This is a genomic window from Psychrobacter sp. ANT_H59 (assembly GCF_008369225.1).
Taxonomy (GTDB): domain Bacteria; phylum Pseudomonadota; class Gammaproteobacteria; order Pseudomonadales; family Moraxellaceae; genus Psychrobacter; species Psychrobacter cryohalolentis.
Window position 1 is genome coordinate 421,544 of record NZ_VOBE01000004.1, and the last position, 20,174, is coordinate 441,717.

Consider the following 20,174-nt stretch of genomic DNA (forward strand, 5'->3'; position numbering starts at 1 on the left):
TTTGTGTACTGATTCTACAGATATTCACTTATACCTCTACTTAAGTTCCAGAAAACAAATATCCAAATATATCTATAATATAGCTTAAAACACCCTAAACATAAGCTACGATAGAGAGATTGCAGAAGCTAACTTACTAGCTTTTAATCAATGACCTCATAGGCATTAAGATTATATCTAAAATCTGCTGTTCGAAGCCTGTATAGCGCACCGATCACGAACAGAATATATATGACAAGTACACCATGAAGTATACTGGAACTATCTCAGGGAGAAAACCCGTTGGTATCATTAGCTTATAGCCAAAGATTCAAGTCCTCACTAGGAAACCGAACCAATGAAAGTACTTGATTGGTTCGCCATAGGTATAATCAAATACGCTCGGCTTCTAACTTAGTTACTATGTCCTTAAAAACTTCTTCAAAATGCTGGCTATCAGTACATCTTTTGAATGCGTTACCATTCCAAAATCCTAAATGAAATGTAATTGTAAGTCGCTTTTTATCCGCAGTTATCCGTCTTATTTCCGATAGGTTAATAATTTCATTGTCTACAACTATAAAACTTGGCATCTCACTCTCTTTATATGTTTTATTTAATAATAGTCAGCTATAAACCTCATTTCACAGCTTGCGCAATTTGGAGGCAAACAACACTGGCGCCAACTGTAGAATAAGTATTCTTATCAAATGATGTGAAAGAATAAACATAACATTTAGTCCTGAAGCCACTGAGATTACCGTGACTGTCTCAACTCCACCGGGAGCGTATGAAAGGAAAAGTTGTGAGAACGCTATATCTAAAATTTTTGACGCTAAAATAGAGAAGCTTACAGTACAGATCATACCTACACAAAAAACAACGACACTGTCTTTGATGCTAGTTTTAAACTCTTGAAATGAGATACCAGCGAATAAAGACCCTATCAGGATACCTAATACGATAGTGGCACTATCAATCATTAAAGAAGGAACTGTAAAACCAGCCAACAATCCAAACTTGACTAGAACTATCGTCATCAACATTGAAACCAATAAGTATGGAGCAGGTATTCGGTAACTTACTAATAATCTACCCAAGAATGCACATGAGATTAATAACATCATCAATACTATTGACGTTTCTATAGTAAAAGTATGGCTCGCTGTATCTACAGCAGCGTACTGCACTGGTCCAAATAGAGTCAAAATTATAGTCAATAAGAACAATCTCACTATATGAGTAATCATTACCTTTGGACTAACTTTAGTGATATTGAACATATCAATAACCACCGCTAGAGAGCCAGGATATACTGCAAGAATTGAATCCAATTTGGACCATTTTGCTTTTTTGTGAAGCCAAATAAAAGATAGGAAGGATTGAAGGATAAGACAGAATGTCATGACAACAATGCTTCCCGCAGTTATATACAGCACCTCCATAGACCAGTCTTTAAAGTATAATCCTGTTGAGATACCAAGAACTATTTGAATATACGGCAAATAAAATGCATGTGTGACTTCCCTATTAGTATAAGTCACAAAAAAAAGTGAAACTAATATTCCCGATAATAGAAAACCATATTTTACGCCAATGAGATTAAGAAAAAACCCGAGTAGAGTAGTTGTCACTATACAGATAAACAAATACATTCAATAAGCCCTGAAAAACTCAGCATTTAATTCTAATGACTCCTGACCTGTTTGCGCCGCAACGATAATACCTTCACCAAATACAAACAAAGTGTCAGATTTCTGCTTTGCATTTTCCGCACTTACCTGTTCAAACTTATCAAGTAGCCATTGCCTAACCTCGGTTTTATGCTGCTTAGCTATTAGATGCGGTGAAGACTGCTTATCTGAATACTCTGCGCAAGCATTGATAAACATACAACCATAAAAGTCCTCTGATAACGTCCAGTTCTTGAGAAAATTTAAGTAGCAAGTGGCAACATCTGCTACTTGCTCAATCTCAAAATCATCAAAGTCAGCTTTTAGTTGAATCATAAACATCTGATGACGATACCTAAGTGCCTCCTCAATCAATCCTTCTTTATTACCAAAATGGGCATACAAAGTCCGCTTGGTAGTCCCTGCTTGCTTTGCTAACAGCTCCACTCCACTGTCATGAAAGCCTTTCTTATAAAAGAGCTCATAACTTTTTTGTAGAATGACATCTCGTAATTCCATTGGTTTTGCTCCTGTTATTGTTATTGTTATTCAATGAATCACAATAATAGCATTATCGGATACCGTTCGGTATACTTAGTATGTATACCAATCAGTATACTCGTAGTGATACCTTTTTATTTATGAGAGGAGTAAGTATGCATTCATTCTTTAACTGGCATAAGTTAAGCGGTCAAGTGAACCAATGCCCAAAGAGATTGCCTTTATCGATGATAGTAGTGGCTTGGCTAGGCGGCACCATTGCAACTGCAACGCTTGCTATGTTAGGAAGCTCAATAGAACTTATTATGATTTTAGGATCGTTTGGCGCAAGTTGTTTACTAATATTTGCCTATCCTACCAGTCCTTTTGCCCAGCCGAGAAATGTTATAGGTGGACATGTTATTGCGACTTTTACAGGACTAGTGTTCATGACGTTATTTGGTATTCACTGGTGGAGTATGGCAACTGCTGTTGGTACTGCCATTGCACTAATGCTGATATTTAGAATGCCTCATCCACCTGCTGGGTCTAACCCTTTAATAGTTATGCTAGGCTCAGTAAATTGGAGTTTTTTGATAACACCTACCCTACTCGGTTCAATCGTTTTGGTCATGGTAGCGCTGATTTATAACAATTTGGGTAAAGGTAAACAGTATCCGACTTATTGGTGGTGAACTATCTGAACCACCTCAGACTGTCTGGGACTTAACATTCTGAGAGTTAGCCTATAGTCAAAGGTTCAAGGTTCAAGGTTCAAGCCACCGTATCTATTTAGTACACTTTATAACCCCTATGAGCCTGTACCTTGACTCGCTTTACTGATGGCTTGCACTAAGTAAGTGCGATTAATATCAATCAGAAACGACCTACCATTTTTTTAGCGCCACGAACTCACCTTTTCCAATAGGAGCTAAATAGGTGTGAAACTGTGGATTACCATTGAAATAATTAAAAACGTCTGTCATTTCATCCTTATGAGAGACTGCGTTATCAAACACAATGATACCTTTTGTCCTAGTTAACCGTATTACATCCTCCAAGATATCTAAATACAATTTTCGATCCATATCAACAAAAACTAAGTCAAAGCTTTCCGTCATTTTTGATAAAATCATGGGTGCATCACCCTCAATAATTTTAATCTTATCCACTAGACCTGTACTTAAAAAATTCTCTCTTGCAGCGCTGATCTTCTTAGGATCATTCTCTATTGTGGTGATCTGAGCGGCTTCATCAGTCCATAATGCTAGCCAAGCAGCAGAATAACCATTTGAAGTACCTACTTCTAATATTTTTTCTGCTGACGTGAATTGAGCCAGAAAACCTAAGAACTGACCTGTATCAGGCGTTATATTGAGGTACTTGTCAATTTTATTGGTAGATTTTGAGTCATTAATCTGACCTTTCATATATAGTTCATTCAAAAAAATTTCAATATCTATGTCTTTCATTTAAGTAAAACTCCTCAATTATTAAAACGACTTTGAATCCTTTTTAGTCTCGACCTTACCACCAAGCATCTTTACTAAGTCTGAGCTATGCTGAAGAAACCGTACAGCTAAACTTGGTAAACTAAGCGTATTCATAGGAGTTTACCATGACCAAGAAAATCAGAACTTATAGCACAGAATTCAAAGCAGAAGCCGTCAAGAAGATAGCAGACAACGATGGGAATATTTCAACGACCATAAAGCAGCTTGGTATCGCCTATGCAGACCTTATCTAATTGGCACAATAAAGCCCATCAAGGCAAACTTGCCGGAACAGCTCAATATGACCCTGAACTCATAGCGGTGATCGAAGAAAACAAGCGTCTTAAACGACAGCTCAAAGTAGTTGAAGAGGAACGAAAGATCCTAAATGAGGAGGGATAAAGCGAAGCACTGCTTCGCCCCGACGCAAGATGAGAGCTGTGCTCGCAGTGAAATCAGGAGTCAAAAGGGTTTAGGCTATCGATCGCCAAGACAGATGTGGTTTGACTTTTATCGTCAAGCTGCGTAACTAAAATCTCCCAATTTTAACTGTACGGATTTGACGGCAGGGGTCATTATCGCCTCAACATAAAAAAAACGAAAGAACCAGAGAGGTATCTTTCGTTTAGGACTTGCTTAGCTATACTTAGTGAAACTCATACAGTATAGAAAATATAACACTACAGTGCGGCGTGGCTTAAGCTATATCATAACACCTAGACAAACACGCTCTTCCTTGCTTTATTTTTTATAGTTTATTAACTTGGTTAACATACCACTACATCATCTCCTTATTAATACAATCATCCTTATGCAGTGCGTTGTAGAGCTTCGTCTCTGCAACTTTTATCAATGCCTCACGCTTAGCATAATCGTAACTTTGGGTAGCATTGGCATCAACTAATCGGTCTTGATTGTTCTCTTCTTGCCACCCAATGATACTCTGCAAAAGCTGGGCACAATAAGCTTCATGCGCCTCATCAAACAAGGGCGTATCAGCGGTAGGTGCACTACCAATATCATCTGAGACCGTAGTGATTGCTAACATCATAATGGCGTCAAAACTTTGCTGACTAACTTGTATATCACTTTGCTTTTTTGTGGCGAACATTATCTTTCCCGCTGTCTTGTACTTAAGAATTTATAACTCGCTATACTAGATTTCTGATGTGACAAACTAATGACATCATCACAATTATTGTAATTAATTACAGCTTTCAACTGAACCGTCCCGGTATTGCTGGACACTCAACAGGAACGCGTATAAAGCCCATGAGAACCTATTGAACCGTAATTTTAGCCCAACTACGCTCAATCAAATTTGGACGGGCGACGTGACTTATATTCGTATTAAAAGCGGCTGGTGCTATCTAGCCGTTGTTTTAGATTTATATGCCCAGCATATGGTGGGCTTTACCATCTCAGTCTCAGACTCCCCTGACAGACAGTGTGCTGACCGCTAAGACGCTACAAATGGCATATCACACCAGTCAGACATTCGCTGAAGCTAGGAGTGCCATTATTGATTATATCTGAGGCTATATTCTATCTAATAATGCGCCAACCTCTGAACTTAGCAAAGAAACCCTTAAGTCTTTCAGAAAAATTCAAAGCCTCCGATTCTGTCACTTCTTCGACATGATGGCGCGCTGCCAGTATCGGCTGCTGCACCAATCTTTCGTGATGATCAAAAGCGCGATCCAGACTGATACTCATGATAGAGAAGTTGGTCGGCCGTGGTAGACAGCGATATACTTGACCTTTATTGATTAAATCAATGACCATATGGGCGTCTTTGAATTCAGTCAGCATCAGAACCATCAAATCTGGCTGGATGTTTTTTAAAGCATAAACAATGGGGGTAATATTTTCTTTATTGAGTGTCGAATCCGTAATAGTGACGCCAAAGCGTTTTTTTTGTAATAACTTTGCTGCCTGTTCAAGGTTACTGGCCCAACTCACGGTATAAGCACTCTTAAAGTGACTTTTTATTTGCTGATAGACGCTCTCGTCGTCATCTAATACCAATATATTACGATTGCTACCACCACTAACTTGTTGAGTATCATTACCTTGCATAGTGTTTTGGGTGATTTCTTGAGTTTGCTGAGCAATTTCTGTGGCTTTATTAACGATTTTTTTAAGTTCATCATTTTGCCATGGTTTAGTGATATAGCGATAAATTTCGCCCTCATTCACAGAATCCATCACGGCATTTAGATCCGCATAACCGGTTAGCAAGATACGAATAGTATTTGGCGAAGCCGCTTTAATGTCACTCAATACTTCCGTACCTTGCTTATCTGGCATACGTTGGTCGCTGATGACCACTTGTACCTCATTCTGGCTGACATATTCCATCAGCTCAGTAGCATCGGTAGTAATAAATACGTCATGTGACTGGCGAAAATGCATTTTTAAGCTGCGCAAGATACGTGGCTCGTCATCAATAAAAGCGATTTTTGGTTTTTGCATGACGCTCTCTTTAAATAAGTGGCTGGAAGTCTCTTAACTTTCAAATAAGGCTTGCGAAGGTTTCTTTTCATGAGCGATAGGCTGTATCGGTAGCATGAGGGTAAATGTCGTGCCCTCCCCAACTATTGAGCTAACCTCAATGCGTCCATCATGTTGCTCCATAATTTGTGCCGTAATGGCCAATCCTAACCCTGTGCCATCGCCTGCTTTTTTGGTGGTAAAAAACGGCTCAAAGATATGATTTAAAACATCTTCTTTGATACCAGATCCATTGTCTATAATGCGTACCACAACAGACTTCTGCGCCTTATCCACAGACGACGTGACTTGTAATGTCCCTTTATGATCACTCGGTATGGCTTGGGCGGCATTATTAAATAGGTTTAATAGTACTTGGTTGATTTGTGAAGGATTACATTGAATCAGCGGCAGCTCGGCTAAGTTGGTTTTGACGTCTAGAGTTTTTAAGTTATTGCGAGCCATAATCAATGAGGTATTGATACACTCATTGATATCGATATCTTTTACCTTAGATTCGTCAATTCGAGAAAAATCGCGCAAACTCACGACCAGCTCGGCAATCTGATCGACGCCGTAAAGTCCATCTTTAATCAAATCGGCCAAATCTTCACTGACCTCATCTTCTTTAATTTCCTCACAGCATTGTAAGGTTTGCTCTATCAGTTGCTCGACTTGTTGTTGATTGATGGTTGGCGCTTTTAAGGCCTGCAGTAATTGATCAGTATGTTGTAGCAACTCATCAAAACGCATAAGGTTGTCGCCAACCAATTCCATGTTACTACGCACGTAGCCTAGCGGCGTGTTGACCTCATGCGCCACACCTGCCACCATTTGGCCAAGGGTAGCCATTTTTTCAGAACGCACCAGATGCACTTGCGAGGCTTTTAATTCATCCATGGCTTGCTGTAAGTCTTGCGTGCGGGCAGCGACTTGTTTTTCTAGATGAACATTGATTTCAGCCAGTGCGCCTTCATTCTCGACGACGCGATCAATCAGCTGATTAGTCTGCTCACTAATAATTTGAATCTCGCTGACATTTGAATAAGGCAGTTTATGCGCGCTTAATTGTTGATATTTTTTTTGTTCAATCAACAACCCCATATCAGCCACTGACTGTGCCATGTGCTTTAGCGGCCGCGTAAAGTAGCGACGAAACACCCAAGCGGTCAATAATAAGATAGGAATGAAACCCAGCAGCATGGCTTGAATCAGTTTATTGGACAGCGCATTTGCCACGCTCATCAGGTCATTATCAGGCTTGACGATGACCATCTTCCAATACGTAAACGGCATGCGAAACACGAAGGCGGTGGCGGGCTGCTGCAACACAAAATCATTGGGCACAGCGATGGTATCGACCAAATGACTGTCTACCAAATTAAACGTTTGATCGATATTTAACAGCAATAATGCTGAGAGTAATTTGGACTCTTGCTCGCTGATTTTATTCAGATTGGTCGTACTTAGAATACTACGAGCAGCGAGCGTATAGCGGCTTTCATCTTTGGCTACTGCCTCATCTATCAGTGTCTGATTAATACTATCTAGACTGTCCGCAATAGGGGCAAAGCTAGGGTTGCTCTCAGCTAACTGCCGTGCCGTTACGACCTCGCCCTGACCGCTATCTTTAGTCGCGTGCATGACCATCGACTGATCGGGGAAGGTCAAAAATCGATTGTCCAAGTCTACCAAAAAGACATAACCACCCAGCTTATCTTGCCACTTTTTCATGGCCTCATCGAGGTTATCCAAGAGCAGATTAAAACTCACCACTCCATCAAAAGCCTGATTGCGACTGTCGTATAAAGCCTTGGCACAGGTCATCATCGGCTGATTACTCACCGGATCGACATAGGCACGGCTCCAAACACAGTGGTCATGACGCGCGTACATTGCAGGAATGTACCACCAATCACGATAATAGGGATTCGGAGTTTGGCGCGCTTGATTATAGCGCGCTAATGGCTGCATATTGCCTGAGCTATCGCGCGCCCACACAAATGACTGCCGCTCTCTACCCTCAGTGTACATATTTGGATCAAACCATACGCCACCGCCTACAATGCGTTGATCCATTTGTTGCATGAGATTACCAAAGGTTTCTTTATAAAGGATGTCTTGTTTTGGTAAGCCACCAGCCATTGTACTGGTGGCTTTGGCCAATCCGTCGACATGATTGATACTCGCCATGATGCTATTGATGGCTTCATTACCTGTTTCAACCACTGTCTCTGAGGTCATCTCCAGTATGCGCGGCTTAGCTTGGGTTTCGATGACCCAGTACACCAGCAAAATAATGAGTAAAAAAGCCAATGTTAAAATAATCAGTATACGGGTGGAGATACTACCAAACCGATCAACAACCTTCATAAACACACCTGATATCTATGCGCTAACTGTTATCAACAAATCAGTGAATGACTAAAGATATGAGTGATACGCAACCGCTATTTATAGTGAGCTCAAGAATACGATGCCGTTATGACAATACGATGACAATAATCGTGTTTTACCGTATGGTAGCTATTATCTGTCTATACGCAGCAGCTATATGATTTCTTCATTATTTATTTTTGCGACTTTTTTAGCATAAACGACATTCCGCTTATTGCGAGCCTACGTCAGGCTTGGCAATGCCATTATTGCTTTAGATAAGGAAAAAAGTATAGCTAAAGAGACAGTCCTTATTATGGGAAAGCCCACTCTAATTGGACCATGGAGAAGAGAAGCGACTATAGTCAGTTTAATATAAAATCGATACAGCCCATATCATGAAATAGTTTAGGTAGATTATTCTCTATCCATCCTTAGCGTAGAAATTTAGCTTGTGCCCACTTCTTCTGGATAGGATTTAGATCAGGGCTATATGGTGGTAAAAATAACAGGCGATCGCCGTGCCTATTAATTAGCTTTTGCACGCGTTTATGAAAGCTTGCGTTATTGACCTATGCTGACAATACTGTAGAAACTAACTTAGGAAATTTTAATAATAAAGCTTAATAATGATGACCCATGCTATCGACCTCATAGCCATTAAATTCACATCCAACACTAGAAGTTCGATTCCCATATAGGGAATTGAACCCAATTAAAGCACCTTAACAAGTATTATGTTATTCAGTGATTTCGGTACCCTAGTGAGGACTTGAACCTTAAGCTGTAGGCTATCTATATCAGTAGTCAAAGTTATTTATAGTAGCTCAGTGTACATAGCAGTGTACTTTTCATTGTAAAACAGCGAACCCCCATGTACAGTCTCAACATCAACGACCAGAACTTGGCCAACGCGGATGATAGTCATCAACTACGAATGGATGTGTATGGCGTACCCCATTGGGTGTAAGAGATCCAGTGGCATGGGCATGACCCTCTGGTAGATTGGCATGTTCGTGTTCAATCTCTTTTAAATCAATAGACGGCCACACTCTAAAAGCCGCCCATACCGCTAGCGCAGCCGCACAGCCTAATACCGCAAAAGCTACGGTCATACTGTAGCGAGCACCTAACCAACCGGCCAAAGGATAAAACACCAACCAACTGACATGAGATAAGGCAAACTGAGCGGCAAACAATGCAGGACGATCTTCCTGATGTGAAGAACGCCATAGCAAGCGTCCAGAGGGAGTTTGGGCAGCAGAATAACCCAAACCTAGCACGAACCATAAGGCCATAAGCGAGTTTTGTCCCATCATCAATGTACCAGCAAACATACCCACCACTAACAACCCTACACCGCTTAACATGACCCTACGGTCTGTCAGCTTACTTAGTAGGCTTGGCAAAGCCAATGCAGCAATCATAGAGCCTGCGCCAAAGCTTGCCAATGCTAATGCGACTGCACTCTGATTTAGTCCCATGCCACCCTGAATGATTACCACTGTATTCACAAAGACCATAGACGCAGCGGCAGAGACAGCAACATTGACTGCGAGCAATCCGCGCAATCGAGGTGTGGCTAAGTAGATTCGAATACCGCGCGTGGTTCTATCATAAATGCTACGACGCTCTGGCATAGCATGCGCTGGTAGCGTGACCGATACGACCAATAAGGCAGAGACTAAAAATCCCAACACCGTTCCCGTAAACAGATTATGAAAGCTCATTACTGTCAGCAATGCCGCCGCTAACATAGGACTGACCAGACTCTCTATATCGTACGCAAGGCGTGAGAGTGATAAGGCTTTGGTGTAATCCGCTTCATCAGGTAGAACATCAGGAATAGTGGCTTGAAAAGTAGGCGTGAAGGCTGCTGAGGCAGATTGCAAGACAAAGATCAGCACGTAAACCTCCCAAATCTGGGAAACAAACGGCAAAAGCAGAGCTACACCTGCTCGTATCACATCCAGCGTTACCAACATCGTGCGTTTGGGCAACCGTTCGGCAAAGGCCGCTGCAATGGGTGCAATACCAACATAGGCAATCATTTTGATAGCCAATGCCGTTCCCATAACAACCCCAGCATCATTGCCAGCCAAATCAAAAGCTAGAAGCCCAAGCGCCACGGTAGCCAGACCAGTACCAATCAGGGCAATGACTTGCGCGGCAAATAAATGACGATAAGTTTGATTTGCAAAGATACTAAGCATGGGAGGCTCTTTAGATCAGTCGATTGATCTTATAGGTAACGGGTTATCTCCTTAAACTCCTCGATAGAATTCTGCTGATCTTTATCAACAGAACCTAACAAATCTTCAAGGCAATGATCTAAATGGTCTTGGATTAAAATTTTCTTGGCTTGGTGAATCGCATTCTCTACCGCTTGTAACTGTTGGGCTACATCAAGGCAGGTTCGACCCTCAACCAACATCTCTATCGTACTGCTTAGATGACCATTCGCTTTTTTAAGGCGTGTGATAACGGCTGGATGAGAAGCGTGTATGTGCGGTTTTTTCATAATGACAGTATCCTTCCTCTAGAGAGCGCAATTATACCCTATAAGACTTGAGTTTTTACGGTTGACATTATCCCCCCCTAGGGGATAGTATCTTACTCCTTAATAGCTTAGTTTGCGTTCGAAAAATTCACGATTTTACTTACTAGTCCATAAAAAAATGCTTAGTAACACAAATCATACTTACTCCATTGGTTAGGATTAACTGTTCTTATCGCATTGCATCACGCAACACAACGCAACGCATTCATTATTTTCAGACCACAGGATTCTTAATGTATAGCCATGTTTTAAATAGGCTTTCAAGCTCGCCATGGGCGACTTGGCAGACCCGTCTGTTAGTGTTCTCAGTACTTCTTATTTGTCTTCTTACTGGCAGTAATGAAGCGCTTGCTCATGCTGTAACCGCAGGGGATAAAGGGTATATTCAGGAGATTTCAGGGGTCAATATTTTGCCCTTTATGTACTTGGGCGCTAAGCATATGATAACGGGGTATGACCACATACTGTTTCTCTTCGGGGTCATCTTTTTTCTCTACCTTATGAAGCACATTGGTATCTATGTGAGCCTATTTGCATTAGGTCACTCCACTACGATGATTTTAGGCGTGTACTTCAACATCGGTATGAACAGTTATCTGATTGATGCCATTATTGGCCTCTCTGTTGTTTACAAAGCTTTAGATAACATTGGTGCGTATCAAACATGGTTCGGGTATCAACCAAACACCAAAATAGCAGTGCTTATATTTGGCCTTTTCCATGGCTTTGGGTTATCAACTAAAATTCTTGAATATGAGATGTCACCTGACGGTCTACTTCCTAACCTGCTCGCATTTAACGTGGGTGTGGAAATTGGGCAACTACTGGCTCTAGCGATCATATTGATTGGTATGAGCTACTGGCGACGCACGTCAAGTTTCATCCGTAACGCCTATACCGCCAACGTTGCCATGATGAGCGCAGGATTTATTTTAGTGGGCATGCAGCTCACTGGCTATTTAATGTCTCAATAATCTAAGGATTTCTAATATGTATAACAGTGATACCCCCTTGCAGGCTGAACTTCCCTCTTCAAAGCAGCTTATGAAATCTACTGTTCTGGCTGTAATTGCAGCAATCGTTCTTTTATTTACGGTGGTTCTCCCAGCTGAATATGGTATTGACCCAACTGGGGTTGGTAAACTGCTTCGTTTGACGGAAATGGGACAGGTTAAGCAGCAATTAGCAGAAGAAGCCGCCGCCGATGCTGCTGGTTTATTAGCAACTGATACACTGGCGTCTGAAACACCAGATATTGATAATGTGGCCGAACAAGCAGTGAGTGCCACACTTTCTGATACTGCTGTCGCTAACGGACAGTGGCGCGATGAAATTCCCTTTACTTTGACACCAGGGGAAGGGTTAGAGATTAAGATGAAAATGGCTGCAGGTGGCAAGTCTGAATACTCTTGGATCGTGACAGGCGGTGATGTTAACTTCGACACCCATGGTGACGCACCAGGCCAAGCGATTAGCTATGAAAAAGGTCGCGGAATTGCCGCTGATGAAGGTGTTCTAGAAGCCGCATTTACAGGTAATCACGGCTGGTTCTGGCGCAACCGAGGACAATCGGATGTTCAAGTTGTTTTGCGTACCCGTGGCGATTACAGCACTATTAAAACGATGTAAAAAAGTAGCAGTTAGTTTTTGCCGCTACTACCTGATTAGAAACAGAGCTGTCTCACTAAGCTTAGAGTAACAAGCTAGACAAACTCAATCCTCGAATTGGAACACAAGCGGTCTAATGCGAGGACTTATTTAGGATTGGATAGCGATATATCTACTTCTAGGAGTTATTGAAGATATGATCTATGAGAGAGGCACAAAAAAATGTAGTCACAGCCGTATCAAAACTTAGTGGCTCTGCCTAACCACGCTGCCAACTCACGGGCAGGAGCCTGACTCAAACACTGAGGACAATTAATATAAGTCATCACGCAGTCATTCAAATCGGTTAGCATATGTAGAAGTAACCCTAAACCAATTATTTTATAGGGCCTTGGTAGAAATAGCATAGCCGCATATGCCGCCATTGCATAGTAAGTATGCAGCGGATGAAAGTTAATACTGCAACGATCGGGCGAAAAGATAGGTGTCGCTAGCAGATGATCTAAATCAACTAGCATGGTTGCTAAAAGAATCAAATATACTCGTTTATAGTCGTCACGAAAAAATATATAGGCGATGACCAATGGCATACCAAAATGTAGAAAATAATGGATAACGGTTTGAATCATCGCTTTTTCCGATTTAAGATAGTTTGTAGTGGAAAATCAATTTCATATAAAACATAAGATATTTTTTCTTTAAAGTGCATGTGAAATATATGCATCATACACTCACTCTCTTATCATTGTATCTGTCCAAAAAATTAATAGTTAATATAGGGCATACCCAAGTGGAACCAGCTATTTCACCCTTCATACCTATTAATAGACCACTTAAAATAGACTGCTATCACAATGCTGAACTAGCTCGTCTATTGCGTTACGCATCATAGAACCACATGTTCTTTATTACAAAGCCACCTCGTAACTCGTACTACGCCCCGAAGCCTCGGATTTTTTCAGCATCCCCCTCTCTATCAGATCATTGATATCACGCAGTGCTATGTCTACAGAACACTTGGTCATCACTGACCATTTTTTAGTAGTCAAGTTGCCATAAAAGTCTGTGAGTAAATTATTTAGCATAGTGACTTGTCTGGTGTTCAATGCATGCTGTCGATGGTTCTGCCAAAAACTCGCTTTATCAATGATTTTATCTGTGGTCATTTGAGCAGCAATGAGTGCTTGTTCTAGTGTTTGTAGAAACCAGCACAGCCAATCAGTGATATCAGTATCGCCTTTTTGTGTTCGTTCCAATATTTTATAGTAGTCATTGCGCTGTTTAAGAATCTGCGCTGACATACTATAAAAACGTTGGGCGCTATCCTCGCTTTGTGCCAGTACTCTCTCAGTAATGGCACAGGTCAATCGCCCATTGCCATCATCAAAGGGATGGATCGTCACAAACCATAAATGAGCGATACCTGCTTTAATCACCAGATCTATGTTCTCTTGCTCATTTGGTAACGTGTTAAACCAGGATAAAATTGTCTATCATATTGGCGACTGGTCACTTGTCGGCAACGTTCGCTATGACAATATGCGCTGTAGCGGAAATATAAAGCTAGGCTTGAGCAAAACTTGCCCAATTATAGCCATAGCCAAACTACATCAAAAAATCTATGTGCCCAAATTGGGCCTAAGTTGTGTCTTCTATCAATTTTAACTATAGTCAATCCACTATAAATCAACCACAGTGCTACTGGGATAAGTTTTGCGCCGCCTCTGTCTGCGCAGGCACAGTAAGCAAGAAAAATTTATCCCAGTAGCGCTTTATAATATTTGTACTTATTTTATTTAGGACTGACTATATCTTTCAAAATAGCATTTTTGACCTCTACCTTAATGGTATCAATGTTTTTATTCTTTGAAATAGCTACGGTGTATTTCTCGATATACATGCCATACATATACTATTCGTGATCGGTGCGCTGTGTACGTATCAATCAAACTTTAGCATCAATGAAATCGAGCATAAAAAAGACAGTTTATACAAGGTTCATTAAGGTATATATTAATATCAATGACTCGAATTCGGGAATTAAGCCATGTTAACTTTTCATTCAAAATCATCATTGCCGATAATTAAGACGGCAGTGATTTCTACTTTATTAATCGGTACTGTGCAACTGATGACAGGCTGTGACTCACAGCCCTCATCTTTGAATAACGATGGCATTGCACAAACGAATACTGCACAAACGAATACTGTAGATAAAGACATGGCTAAGAATGATGAGATGTCTGTCAATCCACCGCCTACAGATACGAGTGCTATGGATAAAGCACAAACTAACGAAGCAGCAGATATAGCTAATGAGCAAACCGTCAGCCCGTCAGGGTATCAAAATTTAAGCTTCGGTCAGGTTATTACCCCTGAGCTGCTAAGTAGCCTAGGAATGACCAAAGCAAAGAGCGATAACGAACAGTGCTATTACGTCAGTAATCCAGCACTGAGTTATATCGATAAAGAGTACGGTGAACGCGCTTCTGTTTTATATCAAATCATAGATAGTAAAGTTGTTCTGATCAGTATTCGGGATCCAAGCATCCCGTTTTATAAAGACATCAACGTTGGTGATTCAGCCACAGCGGTTATGAAAGCACATAATGACGAGCTTGACTACGAGGTTGATAAATATGCGGTTGATGGTGACTACTATAGCCTGATTGCTAACGTCAATTTTAAGGTGATAAAAGAAAGCCCACTTGGAGAATTCTTAAAAGACGACAATATTGAGCTTAATAATAAACAGGATAATCTGCCGCTACAAATTGAATATCATATCAAGGGTGGTCAAAAGCTGAGTGATTCTATGATTAAGGCGACTGAGTGGACAGCAGACAATAAAAACCTATTAAAAGGGGAGGTAGAAAGCATCGATATTGGTATACCAGAAGCGATTTATTTGGTGGAAGGCTGCTCTTAAAAGTTGAATATAATAACCCAGCATCTAGCTGGGTTTTTTATGAAAGGCTATTTTCTATAAGGTTGCTTTGTGACTCAAGATTAATTAACGAGTCATCGCACTCTCTAAAATCGTATAGGCTGCTTTGACCCTATCTGCATTTGGATAGTTTTTATTTGCCAAAATGACAATGCCTGATTTTTTGGCAGGAATATAAGCGATATAGCCACCAAACCCATTAGTAGCACCTGTCTTATTCACCCAGACGTTATTTAAAACAGCCGTTGGATGATTGTCCGTTTTAATGGCTTGAGGCTTTAGTACCACGTCCATCGAGTTGCCTTCAAGCAAGGTATCTAGCTGAGTAGCATAAGGGTACATCTCCCATCCTAACCCTTGGGTAAAAGTGCTCGCCTGATAGTAACCTTTTCTATTATTGTCTAACGCTTGCTGAATATTTTTATCCAGCGGTACTAGCCCCATATTCGCCGCCATAAAATGCGTCATATCTGTGATGGTGGATTTAATACCATAGGCTTCGGCGTCTAACATGCCAGGATTGACTCGGATAGCATCGCCAGCAGCGTTATAACCAAATGCATAATCAGCCATCTTGTCACTAGGTACATTGATAAAGGTATTGGGCATATTGAGTGACGGCAGTATTTTTTCTTCCATCAACTGTGTGTAATCAGCGTCCATGCTCAATGCAGATATATAACCAAACAGACCGATACTGGCGTTGGAGTACAGACGCTTTGAGTTGATAGAGAATACAGGCTGCCAAGATTTATAATAACGAAGCAACTCTTTATTGTTTTTAACGTCATCAGGGACTTGTAGTGGTAGACCACCAGCTGAATAGGTGGCTAGGTTTATAAGCTTGGTGTTGCCAATGGTGCTGTTTTTTAGGTAGGGAATATATTTATCAGTGGTATCTTCTAATTTAAGTGTGCCATTTAATTCTGAATAACTCGCTAAGGTAGCAGCAAATGTCTTACTGATTGAGCCTAGCTCAAAAATAGTGTTTTCTGAGACAGATATTTTGGCTTTCTTATCAGCCAAACCATAATGATAAAAATGTGATTTGCCATCGATGATGACGCCAAAAGACATCCCTGAAATATCGTGCTCATTCATTAGTAATTTGGCTTGTTGATCAACGGTGCTCTTTAGATGGTCATTGTTATCTGCTGCTTGTACGATTCCAGATAGTAATGATGCTGTCACTAAAGCGGTAAGTCCCACTCCACTTAAAATGGTTTGAACGGATTTTTTCATTATAGGGCTTCTCATTTATTCTGATAGATGTACTGATAATTTAGTGAGCATGCAAATAGCGCTTTGCTTTCAGTTCGGGTATGCCGTTTTACATTATCTCAGAATGCTGAATCCCCGACAATCTTGGCGATTTAGTATCATAGAATGGATCTTTTAGGATGTACCTTAAAGGGATCATTGAAAGCTGGCTTCTTCTATCTAAAGCCAGCTTTCATAATATTTCTCATTGGAACAAGAGGCGCGCTTCATACTTTGTGCTGATCATCAGTGGTAATAGGGCGGATTTCCATATCATCAACCTGAGTATCTACCTGCGTATTTAAATCATTACTTGCAGCAGGCGTACTATTTTCATGGCTAAGCATACGATTCTTGCGAGCATGCTCAGCTTCTTCATCTTTGACCGCTTCTTTAAAACCCTTTACCGCACCGCCTAAATCCTTGCCAGCATTTTTAAGCTTAGCAGTGCCAAATACGACAACCACTACCACCAATAAAATCAGCCAATGTGTAATAGAAAAACTGCCCATAACGGTATCCTTATATCTTAGGCCTTGATAAGACCAGTATTTGTAAGTGTGCTTTAAAACCCTCTTCACCGTACCAAAATTACAGCTTCAAACGGCGCAATCGCAGCGCGTTACCAATAACAGATACTGACGAGAGACTCATAGCCGCCGCCGCTATCATTGGACTGAGTAAAATCCCGAAGAACGGATACAGCACACCTGCCGCAATCGGTACACCAAGGGCGTTGTATATAAATGCAAAGAACAGGTTTTGTCTGATATTGCGCATCGTAGAATGGCTCAGTTTATGGGCTCTTACAATCCCCATCAGATCACCCTTCACTAGCGTAATGCCAGCACTCTCCATGGCCACATCTGTTCCTGTGCCCATAGCGATGCCGACATCTGCTTGGGCAAGAGCGGGAGCATCGTTAATACCGTCACCCGCCATAGCCACAACCTTGCCACTACTTTGCAACTCTTTGATGATACGGTTTTTGTCTTCTGGAGAGACGTCAGCATGTACCTCATCAATCTTTAACTTACTAGCAACCGCTTTAGCCGTTATCTCATTATCACCTGTCAGCATGACTACCCGCAGTCCAGCTTTGTGTAATAGCGATATTGCCTCACTGGTACTCGGCTTGATCGGATCAGCGACCGATATGAGACCAGCAGCTTGCCCATCTACTGCGACAAACATAACAGTTTCACCGTCCTTCCTGCGTTTGTCGGCGCGTTCTGAAAGCGTACTGTCAAAACTATTGAGGCGTTGCATGAATTTTGAGTTGCCTACGGCGACTTGCTTGCCATTGACCAGCGCCTGCGCGCCTTCACCGGTAGTTGAACTAAAATCGCTTGCCTTAACCATATCGAGAGATTTTGCCTTTGCAGCCTTGACAATAGCTTCTGCCAGAGGATGTTCGCTGGCAGTCTCTACCGCTGCGACAAGTATAAGCATCTCATCCTCGTCTAAGCCGCCAAGCGCTTCGATAGCGGTAAGCTCTGGTTTGCCTGCTGTCAGCGTTCCGGTTTTATCGACAACGATGGTGTCGACTTTTTCCATACTTTCTAACGCTTCAGCATTCTTGATAAGCACGCCATTTTGTGCTCCTTTACCAGTACCCACCATAATCGACATCGGTGTGGCGAGCCCTAACGCACAAGGGCAGGCAATGATTAATACAGCGATAGCATTGACCAGCGCAAAAGCCATTGCAGGCGTAGGCCCAAATATCGCCCAGACAATAAAGGTAATGACAGAGCAAATAAGTACGATGGGCACGAACCATCCAGCTACCTTATCAACCAGTTTCTGTATTGGCGCGCGACTGCGCTGGGCTTCAGCAACCATCTTGACGATCTTGGACAATACGGTATCATCGCCAACATCGACCGCTTTGATCAGTAGTGTCCCAGTACCGTTGACTGTGCCGCCGGTGACCGTATCCCCTTGTGCCTTTAACACTGGGATGGGTTCACCAGTCACCATCGATTCATCAATGCTACTACTACCATCAAGTACCGTACCGTCTACAGGAAGCTTCTCTCCTGGCTTCACTCGCAATCTGTCGCCGCTGATCACTTCATCAAGTGACACTTCGGTTTCGACATCGTTCTCATCCACACGTCTTGCCGTTGGTGGTGCTAGCTCTAGTAACGCACGGATTGCTCCTGAGGTCTGACTTCTGGCTTTGAGCTCTAACACTTGACCCAATAGCACTAAGGTCACAATGACCGCTGCCGCTTCGTAGTACACCCCTACTTGGCCAGTGGCGTCCCTGAAGCTATCTGGAAAAACATCCGGAAGAAAATTTGCTACCAGACTGAAACCAAAAGCTGCGCCTACGCCAACTGCAATCAAAGTGAACATGTTCAGGTTTCGGCTTTTTATTGATTGCCAGCCACGGACGAAGAACGGTGCGCCTCCCCATAACACCACTGGTGTTGCAAGCGCTAGCTGAATCCACTGAGCGATCTGTCCAGAGATATCACCTTGTCCAAGGTTGTCTAAGCTTAGACCTACCATGTCACTCATAGCATACAGAAATAGCGGTATGGTCAACACCGTACAAATCCAGAAACGGCGTGTCATATCGTCGAGCTCTGAGGTGTCCTCCTCACCAATGGTAGCCGTCTCTGGTTCAAGTGCCATTCCGCATATTGGACAGCCACTATTCTTCACATCTCTTACTTCTGGGTGCATAGGACAAATATAAACGGCACCCTTATAATCAGCTGGGACTTTGTCGTATTTGCCGCCTTTGACAGATTTTACCTTAGTACGGTCAGTATCTTTGCCATGACAATGTGAATGACTGTCTTCATCAGTAACCTCGTCTTCAGGTTTAAGAGACATGTTGCATATTGGGCAATCGCTTTTTTCAACATTTCGCACTTCGGGATGCATCGGGCAAATATAGACCGTACCGCTATAGTACTCTGGTACTTTGTCGTACTTACTATCTTTAGTAGGATGAGTATCGGTATTCGACGCGCTGTGGCAGTTGGTATGGTCATCTTTCATTGCTGCCATCTCGGCAACATTATCTTCGGCAATAATGTCTTCAGGTTTAAGAGACATGTTGCATATTGGGCAGCCGCTATCTGTAACGTCTCTTACCTCTGGATGCATCGGACAAGTATAAACGGTGCCATTATAATCAGCTGGCACTTGGTTATACTCTTTGAAGGTAGTATGGGCTTGGTTAGTATTCTTTGAATCTTGGCCACTAAGGCCATTATTTTTATCGCTATTATTAGGATTCATCAGATAACTCCTTCACTTATATTGAGTAAAGATTGCGCTCTAAC

The 20,174-nt window shown here is 41.8% G+C and carries 19 protein-coding genes and 2 pseudogenes; 6 read left to right on the plus strand and 15 right to left on the minus strand.

Going from position 1 to position 20,174, the window contains the following annotated elements; translation table 11 throughout:
* Positions 1-371: 371 nt before the first annotated feature.
* Genes FQ083_RS09345 through FQ083_RS09355 form a run of 3 tightly spaced genes read right to left on the minus strand, consistent with a single transcriptional unit; the run spans position 372 to position 2,171 of the window.
* Positions 372-572, minus strand: a complete 201-nt coding sequence (locus FQ083_RS09345; RefSeq protein WP_020443890.1) for a hypothetical protein — start codon at positions 570-572, stop codon at positions 372-374.
* A gap of 51 nt (positions 573-623) precedes the next feature.
* Entirely contained in the window at positions 624-1,634 is a 1,011-nt protein-coding gene (locus FQ083_RS09350) for an AbrB family transcriptional regulator (RefSeq protein WP_149409651.1), read from the minus strand.
* Entirely contained in the window at positions 1,635-2,171 is a 537-nt protein-coding gene (locus FQ083_RS09355) for a TetR/AcrR family transcriptional regulator (protein WP_149409652.1), read from the minus strand.
* Between the two features lie 137 nt (positions 2,172-2,308).
* Between FQ083_RS09355 and FQ083_RS09360 the strand changes: the two genes are divergently transcribed.
* Positions 2,309-2,827, plus strand: coding sequence for an HPP family protein (locus tag FQ083_RS09360; RefSeq protein ID WP_149409653.1), 519 nt, complete (start codon positions 2,309-2,311; stop codon positions 2,825-2,827).
* A gap of 192 nt (positions 2,828-3,019) precedes the next feature.
* On the opposite strand, the gene FQ083_RS09365 is transcribed toward FQ083_RS09360, so the two are convergent.
* The gene (locus FQ083_RS09365; protein ID WP_149409654.1) at positions 3,020-3,604 is read right to left on the minus strand and encodes an O-methyltransferase; all 585 of its coding nucleotides are present in this window, start codon (positions 3,602-3,604) and stop codon (positions 3,020-3,022) included.
* 146 nt (positions 3,605-3,750) lie between these two features.
* Between FQ083_RS09365 and FQ083_RS12740 the strand changes: the two are divergent.
* Positions 3,751-4,018 (plus strand): annotated as a pseudogene (locus FQ083_RS12740) (transposase); the annotation flags it as partial.
* A gap of 385 nt (positions 4,019-4,403) precedes the next feature.
* Here the strand turns inward: FQ083_RS12740 and FQ083_RS09375 are convergent.
* Positions 4,404-4,736 (minus strand): hypothetical protein, encoded by a 333-nt coding sequence (locus FQ083_RS09375; RefSeq protein WP_020443904.1) that lies wholly within the window; start codon positions 4,734-4,736, stop codon positions 4,404-4,406.
* Positions 4,737-4,908: 172 nt separating this feature from the next.
* Between FQ083_RS09375 and FQ083_RS09380 the strand changes: the two genes are divergently transcribed.
* Complete coding sequence (locus FQ083_RS09380; protein WP_149409656.1) at positions 4,909-5,088, plus strand: DDE-type integrase/transposase/recombinase; 180 nt, start codon at positions 4,909-4,911, stop codon at positions 5,086-5,088.
* Positions 5,089-5,170: 82 nt separating this feature from the next.
* Here the strand turns inward: FQ083_RS09380 and FQ083_RS09385 are convergent, their stop codons facing one another.
* The 5 genes and pseudogenes from FQ083_RS09385 to FQ083_RS09405 form a co-directional block, all read right to left on the minus strand.
* Positions 5,171-6,100, minus strand: coding sequence for a response regulator (locus tag FQ083_RS09385; RefSeq protein WP_149409657.1), 930 nt, complete (start codon positions 6,098-6,100; stop codon positions 5,171-5,173).
* A gap of 33 nt (positions 6,101-6,133) precedes the next feature.
* Positions 6,134-8,491 carry an ATP-binding protein gene (locus FQ083_RS09390; RefSeq protein ID WP_149409658.1) on the minus strand — a complete coding sequence of 786 codons (2,358 nt, stop codon included), beginning with the start codon at positions 8,489-8,491 and terminating at the stop codon, positions 6,134-6,136.
* Positions 8,492-8,928: 437 nt separating this feature from the next.
* Positions 8,929-9,051: pseudogene (locus FQ083_RS12955) on the minus strand (transposase); the annotation flags it as partial.
* A gap of 333 nt (positions 9,052-9,384) precedes the next feature.
* The gene (locus tag FQ083_RS09400) at positions 9,385-10,707 is read right to left on the minus strand and encodes an MFS transporter (protein ID WP_149409659.1); all 1,323 of its coding nucleotides are present in this window, start codon (positions 10,705-10,707) and stop codon (positions 9,385-9,387) included.
* Between the two features lie 29 nt (positions 10,708-10,736).
* Positions 10,737-11,015 (minus strand): metal-sensing transcriptional repressor, encoded by a 279-nt coding sequence (locus FQ083_RS09405; RefSeq protein WP_011514090.1) that lies wholly within the window; start codon positions 11,013-11,015, stop codon positions 10,737-10,739.
* Between the two features lie 272 nt (positions 11,016-11,287).
* Between FQ083_RS09405 and FQ083_RS09410 the strand changes: the two genes are divergently transcribed.
* Together FQ083_RS09410 and FQ083_RS09415 are read left to right on the plus strand one after the other, a co-directional pair.
* Positions 11,288-12,028, plus strand: coding sequence for a HupE/UreJ family protein (locus tag FQ083_RS09410; RefSeq protein WP_133104397.1), 741 nt, complete (start codon positions 11,288-11,290; stop codon positions 12,026-12,028).
* 121 nt (positions 12,029-12,149) lie between these two features.
* Entirely contained in the window at positions 12,150-12,683 is a 534-nt protein-coding gene (locus tag FQ083_RS09415) for a transmembrane anchor protein (RefSeq protein ID WP_262881095.1), read from the plus strand.
* Positions 12,684-12,901: 218 nt separating this feature from the next.
* On the opposite strand, the gene FQ083_RS09420 is transcribed toward FQ083_RS09415, so the two are convergent.
* Positions 12,902-13,291: a DUF6122 family protein gene (locus tag FQ083_RS09420; RefSeq protein ID WP_020443911.1), complete on the minus strand. Its 390-nt coding sequence runs from the start codon at positions 13,289-13,291 to the stop codon at positions 12,902-12,904.
* Positions 13,292-13,570: 279 nt separating this feature from the next.
* A complete protein-coding gene (locus tag FQ083_RS09425; RefSeq protein WP_410477365.1) occupies positions 13,571-14,149 on the minus strand; it encodes a Fic family protein in 579 nt (192 codons plus the stop codon).
* Between the two features lie 560 nt (positions 14,150-14,709).
* Here FQ083_RS09425 and FQ083_RS09430 point away from each other — a divergent pair.
* Positions 14,710-15,591: a hypothetical protein gene (locus FQ083_RS09430; RefSeq protein WP_149409660.1), complete on the plus strand. Its 882-nt coding sequence runs from the start codon at positions 14,710-14,712 to the stop codon at positions 15,589-15,591.
* A gap of 84 nt (positions 15,592-15,675) precedes the next feature.
* Here the strand turns inward: FQ083_RS09430 and ampC are convergent, their stop codons facing one another.
* The 3 genes from ampC to FQ083_RS09445 form a co-directional block, all read right to left on the minus strand.
* Positions 15,676-16,851: a class C beta-lactamase gene (ampC, locus tag FQ083_RS09435; protein ID WP_133104393.1), complete on the minus strand. Its 1,176-nt coding sequence runs from the start codon at positions 16,849-16,851 to the stop codon at positions 15,676-15,678.
* Positions 16,852-17,096: 245 nt separating this feature from the next.
* Positions 17,097-17,381 carry a Sec-independent protein translocase subunit TatA gene (gene tatA, locus FQ083_RS09440; protein WP_133104392.1) on the minus strand — a complete coding sequence of 95 codons (285 nt, stop codon included), beginning with the start codon at positions 17,379-17,381 and terminating at the stop codon, positions 17,097-17,099.
* 79 nt (positions 17,382-17,460) lie between these two features.
* Positions 17,461-20,130, minus strand: a complete 2,670-nt coding sequence (locus tag FQ083_RS09445) for a copper-transporting P-type ATPase (protein WP_223145228.1) — start codon at positions 20,128-20,130, stop codon at positions 17,461-17,463.
* Positions 20,131-20,174: the final 44 nt, after the last annotated feature.